Genomic DNA, 7573 nt, shown 5'->3' with positions numbered 1-7573 from the left:
CGACGACGACGAGCGCCGCGAGCGCGAACGTCGGCCGGTTCGTATGAACGAGATGCGTGACGACGTAGTCGAGCTGCGCCAGGCTGCGCGACGCCGGGTACGGCACGGCCAGCCCGAGCATGTCGCCGAGCATCGCGATCGACACCTGCACGCCGACGCCGGCGAGAAAGCCGACCAGCACCGTGCGCGACAGGAAATCGGCGAGAAAACCCAGCTTGAAGATGCGCGCGAGCAGCAACATCGCGGCCGTCAGCAGCGCGACCATGCCGGCCAGCGCGACGTACTCGGCGCTGCCGGCCGGCGCCATCGACGACAGCCGGCTCGCGAAGATCGTCGCGGTCGCGGAATCGGCGGCCACCACCAGATGCCGCGACGCGCCGAAGCACGCGAACGCGACGAGCGGCAGGAACACCGTGTAGAGGCCCGTGACGGCCGGCATGCCAGCGATGCGCGCATAGCCGAGCACCTGCGGGATGTCCATCGATGCGAGCGACATGCCCGCGAAGATGTCGCGGATCGCCCCGCCACGGCGGATCGGGAGGATGCCTTTCAGCAACCGCACGCCTGACGCGCGGCTTTCGTTGGAATCTTGCATGCGTGGAATGCGTGAATACGGGGTGACGGGGTTCGCGAAGTCGCTCGCGCATCGTGCGCCGGGCAGGCATCGCATGGCAAGTGCGCGAAGGCGGCGCATGTCGCTCACCGTCGGCGCCGGGCCGCACGCAACGACGAACGGCGCACCGACGATCCATGCGACGTCCGCATGATTGCATGGATCGCCGGTCACGCGCATTGAAGCGCGAAGACCCGCCGCAGCAGGGCCGAGCCGATCCCCCGCCGGAGTGCAACGCATCCGGCAGCACGCGCGTGCGGCGGCTTGCGGTGACGCGCTTTCGTCACCCGCCCTCACCCGATTACAGAGGAGACCTGCGCAATGGTGAGGAGGTTCGGGAGCCGCTCACCCCGCATTCACGGCAACGTGGCTGGAACCCGATGGCACAATCACGGTCCCTTTCATGTGCCCGTCACCGGGCGCGCGCCGCGCCGCGGCGCCGATTCAACGCACGAGAAGGCCCCTGTTTGCCCCTATGACCCTGAACGAATCCTGGTTTGCGCCGCTCGTCGGCATCCTCATCCTGCTCGCCGCCGCCGGCGCGATCACCGCCGTCGTCCATTTCCTGCTGTTCCGCGTGGTTGCGCGGCTCGCACGGCTTTCCGCCACGCGCGTCGACGACGCGCTGTTCGAGTTCGGCGCGTTCAAATGGCTGAACCGCATCGTCCCGTTCGTCGTGATCAAGCTCGGGCTCGGCGCGGTGCCCGGCATCCCCGAGACAGCCGCCGAGGCCGCCGACAAGGTGCTGTTCGCACTGGTCGTGTTCCTCGTGACGATGACGGTCAGCGCGACGCTGTCCGCGCTCGAACACACGCATCGCATGGTCCAGCGCGATCAGCGCGACCAGCCGCACCTGTCGCTGAAAGGCGCGATGCAGCTCGTCAAGCTCGTGATGTTCATCACGGCCGCGCTGGTCGTGATCGGCGACGCGACCGGCAAGCAGATCGGCCTGCTGCTGTCGGGCATCGGCGCGATGTCCGCGGTGCTGATGCTGATCTTCAAGGACACGCTGCTCGGCCTCGTCGCGGGCGTGCAGCTGTCGTCGAACGACATGCTGCGGATCGGCGACTGGATCACGATGCCGTCGGCCGGCGCGGACGGTACCGTCATCGACATCACGCTGAACACCGTCAAGGTCGCGAACTTCGATCACACGATCATCACGGTGCCGACGTGGAAGCTGATCACCGAGAGCTACCAGAACTGGCGCGGGATGACCGAAGCGGGCGGGCGCCGCATCAAGCGCGCGCTGTTCGTCGACGCGACGAGCGTGCGCTTTCTGTCCAGCGACGAGATCGAACGGCTCGAACGCCTGACGCTGCTGAAGGATTATCTCGAGGACAAGGTCGACGCGATCGAGCAATGGAACGGCACGCTCGGCGCGGCCGGCGACTGCCCGGCGAATCGCCGCCAGCTGACGAATCTCGGCACGTTCCGCGCGTATGTCGCGAACTACCTGAAAGGCCATCCGCGCATCCGCCGCGACATGACCTGCATGGCGCGGCAACTGCCGCTCACGGCCGAAGGCATTCCGCTCGAACTGTACTGCTTCACCGACACGACGACGTGGGTCGACTACGAGGCCATCCAGTCCGACCTGTTCGATCACCTGATCGCGGTGCTGCCGGAATTCGGGCTGCGCGTGTACCAGCACCCGTCGGGCTTCGACATGCGGCAGATGGTCGGCGCCGCGCAAGCCGGGCTGCAGGCGCCGCACGCGGGTTGATGCATGCGGTGGCGGCCGGCGATCGGCCGCCGCTCGCCGCGCGGCCCCCTGCACTCACCGCGCCGCGCACTCCGACGCGAGCCGCCCGAGCACCTTCAACGCATCCTCGATCTGCCGCGACCACGGATAGCTGTAGTTGAGCCGGATGAAATGCCGGTAATCGGTGCTCGCCGAGAACATGTGCCCGGGGCCGACCGTGATCCCCTGAGCGAGCGCCACCGCATACAGCTTCATCGCATCGACCTGCGGCGGCAGCTCGACCCACAGCACGTACCCGCCCTGCGGCTGCGACAGCCGCGTGCCTTCGGGAAAGAAACGCCGCACCATCGCGCTCATCAGGCTCGCCTGCTGCGCGTACTGCTTGCGCATGCGTCGCAGATGAAAATCGTAGCCGTCGAATTTCAGGAACTCGGCGATCGCGAGCTGCTCGATCGCGGGCGTCGCGAGCGTGTTCAGGAATTTGAGCTTCTCGACCTGGTCGCGGTAGCGGCCCGGCATCGCCCAGCCGATCCGGTAGCGCGGCGACAGGCTCTTCGTGAACGACGCGCAATGCAGCACGAGCCCGTCGCGGTCGAACGACTTCAGCGCGCTCGGTGTCGTGTCGCCGAAGTGCAGCTCGTGATAGACGTCGCTCTCGATCGCCGGCACGCCGTGCTTTGCCAGCAGTTCGACGAGCGCACGCTTGCGCGGGTCGGGCATCTGGAAACCGAGCGGATTCTGGTAGTTCGGCATCACCATGCACGCGGCGATGCGCTCGCGTTCGAGGATCCGTTCGAGCGCATCGAGATCGATGCCGTCGACCGGATGCGTCGCGACCTCCAGCGCGCGCATGCCCATCCGCTCGATCGCATGCAGCATCGCGTAGAAGGTCGGTGACTCCACGGCGATCGTGTCGCCCGGCTTCGCGACGGCCTGCAGGCACAGGTTGATCGCCTCGGTCGCGCCGATCGTCACCACGATCTCGCCGGGCTCGACCGCGATCCCGCGCTCCGCATAGCGCCGCGCAATCTGGCGGATCAGCTCCTGGTTGCCGGGCGGCAGATCGTCGATCACGCCCCAGCGCGTGCGGCGGCGGCCGATCGTCTGCGCATAGCGTGCGAGACGCTGCACCGGAAACTGCGACGCATCGGGATACGGCGAGCCGAGTGGCACCGCGTCGTCGCGCGAAATCGAGCGCAGCGTCGACAGCACGAGCCGGCTCACGTCCACGGCCGACGGCTCGGCGGCCGGCGCCGACATGTGCAGCTCGGCCTCGACCGGCGCCGACGTGCGCGCGCGGACGAAATAGCCCGATTGCGGCCGGCTTTCGATCAGGCCGCGGCTTTCCAGCACGAGGTACGCGCGCAGCACGGTCGTGACGCTGAGCTGCTGCTGCCGGCTCGCCTGCCGCACCGACGGAATCCGCTCGCCGGGCCGGTACACGCCACGCTCGATCTGCGCCTGGAGATCGTCGGCCAGTTGTTCGTAACGCTTCATGCGCCTTCCTTTCAACTTCCCTTCAACAACACAGTTGCGATCCGCACTGCCTGAATGGCCGCAACTGTACTCTTTTTTGAAGCGAACAGGTGTACACACAGCCGGACCGGGGCCGCGCGTACTCTGCACCCATCGACCCCGACACCCGCTGCATCATGAAAAAGAAATCCGCCACCGCGCGCATCGAACCGTACACCCACCCGGCCGCCGGCTGGGGCGCGCTGAAAGCCGTCACGATCAACCTGATCAAGGAAAAGGTCGCAGGCGGCAACTACCGTACGCTGCTGCGCCAGAACCAGCCCGACGGCTTCGACTGCCCGGGCTGCGCGTGGCCCGACCGCCAGCACGCATCGACGTTCGAATTCTGTGAAAACGGCGTGAAGGCCGTGGCCGCCGAAGCGACGAGCAAGCGCGTGACGCCCGAATTCTTCGCCGCGCACACCGTGACCGAGCTGCTCGAACAGTCGGACTTCGAACTCGAGCAGCACGGCCGGCTCACCGATCCGATGGTGTACGACGCGCAGACCGACCGCTACGTGCCGATCGCATGGGACGACGCGTTCGAGCTGATCGCGCGCCACCTGCGCGCACTGCCCGACCCGAACCAGGCCGCGTTCTACACGTCCGGGCGCGCCAGCAACGAAGCGGCGTTCCTGTACCAGCTGCTCGTGCGGCTGTACGGCACGAACAACTTCCCCGACTGCTCGAACATGTGCCACGAGGCGACGAGCCGCGGGCTGCCGGCATCGGTCGGCGTCGGCAAGGGCACGGTCACGCTCGACGATTTCGAACATGCGGACACGCTGCTGATCTTCGGCCAGAACCCGGCCACCAACCACCCGCGGATGATGGGCGAGCTGCGCGAGTGCGCAAAGCGCGGCGCGACGATCGTGTCGATCAACCCGCTGAAGGAACGCGGCCTCGAGCGCTTCGCCGATCCGCAAAGCCCGATCGAAATGCTGACGATGTCGGGCACCAAGATCGCGTCGACGTTCATCCAGCCGACGATCGGCGGCGATTTCGCGCTGATCAAGGGGATGGCGAAGCGCGTGCTCGAACTCGACGACGCCGCGCGCGCCGCCGGCGCGCCGCGCGTGCTCGACACCGCGTTCATCGGCGAGCACACGGCCGGCTTCGACGCGTTCGCCGACGACCTGCGCAACGAAAGCTGGTCCGCGCTGACGGCCGAAAGCGGTGTGCCGTACGAACAGATCGACAGCCTCGCTCAACTCTATACGCGCAGCGAGCGCGTGATCGCGACGTGGGGCATGGGCATCACGCAGCACAAGCATTCGGTCGCGACCGTGCAGATGCTGACGAACCTGATGCTGATGCGCGGCAATATCGGCCGCCCGGGCGCGGGCCTGTGCCCGGTGCGCGGCCACTCCAACGTGCAGGGCAACCGCACGGTCGGCATCGAGGAAAAGCCGTCGCAGGCGTTCCTCGACCGGCTCGGCCACGTGTTCGACTTCGAACCGCCGCGCCACCACGGCTACGACGTCGTCGAGACGATCGAAGGGATGCTCGAAGGCCACGTGAAGGTGCTGATCGGCCTCGGCGGCAACTTCGCGATGGCGACGCCCGACACGCCGCGCACGTGGGAAGGCATGCGCCGCTGCGACCTTTCCGTACACATCACGACGAAGCTGAACCGCAGCCACCTGATCCACGGCCGCGACGCGCTGATCCTGCCGACGCTCGGCCGCACCGAAATCGACCTGCAGGACAATGTCGCGCAAGGCGTGACGGTCGAGGATTCGATGAGCATGGTTCACGTGTCGTACGGGATGAACAAGCCGGCGTCGCCGAACCTGATGTCGGAGCCCGCGATCGTCGCGCACATGGGCCATGCGCTGTTCGGCAACGGCAAGATCGACTGGCTGGCCTACAAGGACGACTACGCGAAGATCCGCGATGCGATCGAGGCGACACTCGACGGCTTCTACGACTACAACACGCGCATCGCACGGCCGGGCGGCTTCCACCTGCGCGTGGCGTCGCGCGACCGCGAATGGCTCACGCCGACGGGCAAGGCGAATTTCATCGCGCACGCACTGCCGGCCGACACGCCGATCCAGCGTGCCCGCGCGCTGCACGGCGAACGCCTGATGACGCTGATGACGACGCGCTCGCACGACCAGTACAACACGACCGTCTACGGGCTCGACGACCGCTATCGCGGCGTGTTCGGCCAGCGCCGCGTGGTGTTCGCCAACCGTGACGACCTCGCGATGCTCGGCCTGAAGGCCGGCGAATGGGTCGACATGGAAACCGTGTGGCACGACGGCATCGAGCGGCGCGCGGACGGCTTCCTGCTCGTCGAGTACGACATCCCGCGCGGCTGCATCGGCGCGTACTACCCGGAAACGAACCCGCTCGTGCCGCTCGACAGCGTTGGCGACGTGTGCAACACGCCGACGTCGAAGTCGATCCCGGTGCTGCTGCATCGCGCGGCCGCGCCGGCGTCGATCGCCGCCTGACGGAGCGCCGCGATGATCGTTCGTCCGCGCGAGCACTGGCTGCGGATGCTGCTCGTCTGGAACGGCTCGGTACTGCCGACCATCCTGCCGCAGCTCGTGCTGACGCTCGCGATCAGCCTCGTCGCGGTATGGGGCGGCGGTCGCGTGCTCGGCGAGAAGGTGCCGCTGAACCCGACGCCGTTCACGCTGATCGGCCTCACGCTCGCGATCTTCGCGGGGTTTCGCAACAACGCGAGCTACGAGCGCTACCGCGAGGGGCGGCAACTGTGGGGCGGCGTGCTGACCGCCACGCGCACGCTGGTGTCGCAGGCGCTCAGCTACGGTGCGATCGATCGTGACGATGCATCGCGGCGTGCGTTCGTGCGGACGGTCGTCGCGTACGTCTATGCGCTCAAGCATCAGCTGCGCGGCACCGATCCGGCCACGGACCTGCGCGGGCTGCTCGACGGCACCGCCTACGCACGCGTCGCCGCTTCGCGGTTCCGCCCGGTCGTCATCGTGCACGAACTGCGCGAAGCGTTCGCCGCACGCGCCGATGCGGGCCACCTCTCCGACACGCGGCTGTGGATGCTCGACGCGCGCCTCGACGATCTCGTATCGATGGTGAGCGGCTGCGAACGGATCGCGTCGACGCCGATCCCGTTCTCGTACGACGTGCTGCTGCACCGGACCATCTACGCGTACTGCGTGCTGCTGCCGTTCGGTCTCGTCGATTCGATCGGCGCGGCGACGCCGTTCGTTACCGTGTTCGTCGCCTATACGCTGATCGCGCTCGATGCGATCGCACATGCAATCGCCGAACCGTTCGGCGACGGGCCGAACCATCTCGCCCTCGATGCGATGACGCGGCAGATCGAGCGCACGCTGCTCGAACTGAACCGCGAGCCGCTGCCGGCGGAAGTGACGCCGGGCAAGGCTTATCGGCTTAGTTGACGCGCGAATCGCCGCTCACGCGCGTCGAGCGCCCCGTCATTCCTGGCGGCCTCGCAGGAAGCCATCGTGCGCGGCCGCCGTCTCCGCGATCGTTCTCAGCAACACCGCACCGCGCAGCAACGCGCGGCCGTCGTCGCTGTCGACTTCGGTCACGCGCCGCAGCAGCACACGGGCCGCCGCGTTGCTGGCCCGTTCCAGCCGCGCGAAATCCGCGTGCCCGACCCGCCCTCGCACCAACGCGACCGCACGAGAACGGAAGAGCGACGTGCAGGGAAAGAGTGAGCGCCAGCGGAGTACATGCGCTGATATCCGACTCATAAATGAAGAAAACATCACAAGCAACAA

5 protein-coding genes and 1 pseudogene are annotated in these 7573 nt (G+C 67.3%); 3 read left to right on the top strand and 3 right to left on the bottom strand.

Annotated features, from left to right (window positions below; all coding sequences use genetic code 11):
- On the bottom strand, positions 1 to 595 hold a 595-nt coding region (locus G3N93_RS29900; RefSeq protein WP_206134571.1), incomplete at its 3' end, for a SulP family inorganic anion transporter.
- A gap of 493 nt (positions 596 to 1088) precedes the next feature.
- On the opposite strand from G3N93_RS29900, the gene G3N93_RS29895 reads away from it, so the two are divergent.
- Positions 1089 to 2339: a mechanosensitive ion channel family protein gene (locus tag G3N93_RS29895; RefSeq protein WP_174942955.1), complete on the top strand. Its 1251-nt coding sequence runs from the start codon at positions 1089 to 1091 to the stop codon at positions 2337 to 2339.
- Positions 2340 to 2393: 54 nt separating this feature from the next.
- Here the strand turns inward: G3N93_RS29895 and G3N93_RS29890 are convergent, their stop codons facing one another.
- Positions 2394 to 3815 carry a PLP-dependent aminotransferase family protein gene (locus G3N93_RS29890; RefSeq protein ID WP_206134570.1) on the bottom strand — a complete coding sequence of 474 codons (1422 nt, stop codon included), beginning with the start codon at positions 3813 to 3815 and terminating at the stop codon, positions 2394 to 2396.
- 155 nt (positions 3816 to 3970) lie between these two features.
- Here G3N93_RS29890 and G3N93_RS29885 point away from each other — a divergent pair, with 155 nt between their 5' ends.
- Both G3N93_RS29885 and G3N93_RS29880 read left to right on the top strand, forming a co-directional pair.
- Entirely contained in the window at positions 3971 to 6295 is a 2325-nt protein-coding gene (locus G3N93_RS29885) for an FdhF/YdeP family oxidoreductase (protein ID WP_206134569.1), read from the top strand.
- Between the two features lie 12 nt (positions 6296 to 6307).
- Positions 6308 to 7228, top strand: coding sequence for a bestrophin family protein (locus tag G3N93_RS29880; RefSeq protein ID WP_206134568.1), 921 nt, complete (start codon positions 6308 to 6310; stop codon positions 7226 to 7228).
- 36 nt (positions 7229 to 7264) lie between these two features.
- Here G3N93_RS29880 and G3N93_RS29875 read toward each other — a convergent pair.
- Positions 7265 to 7573: pseudogene (locus G3N93_RS29875) on the bottom strand (hypothetical protein); the annotation flags it as partial.

Source organism: Burkholderia sp. Se-20378 (genome assembly GCF_017104665.1).
Lineage (GTDB): Bacteria > Pseudomonadota > Gammaproteobacteria > Burkholderiales > Burkholderiaceae > Burkholderia > Burkholderia lata.
Note: the sequence above shows the minus strand (reverse complement) of the source record. Positions and strands in the feature narration are given on the sequence as shown.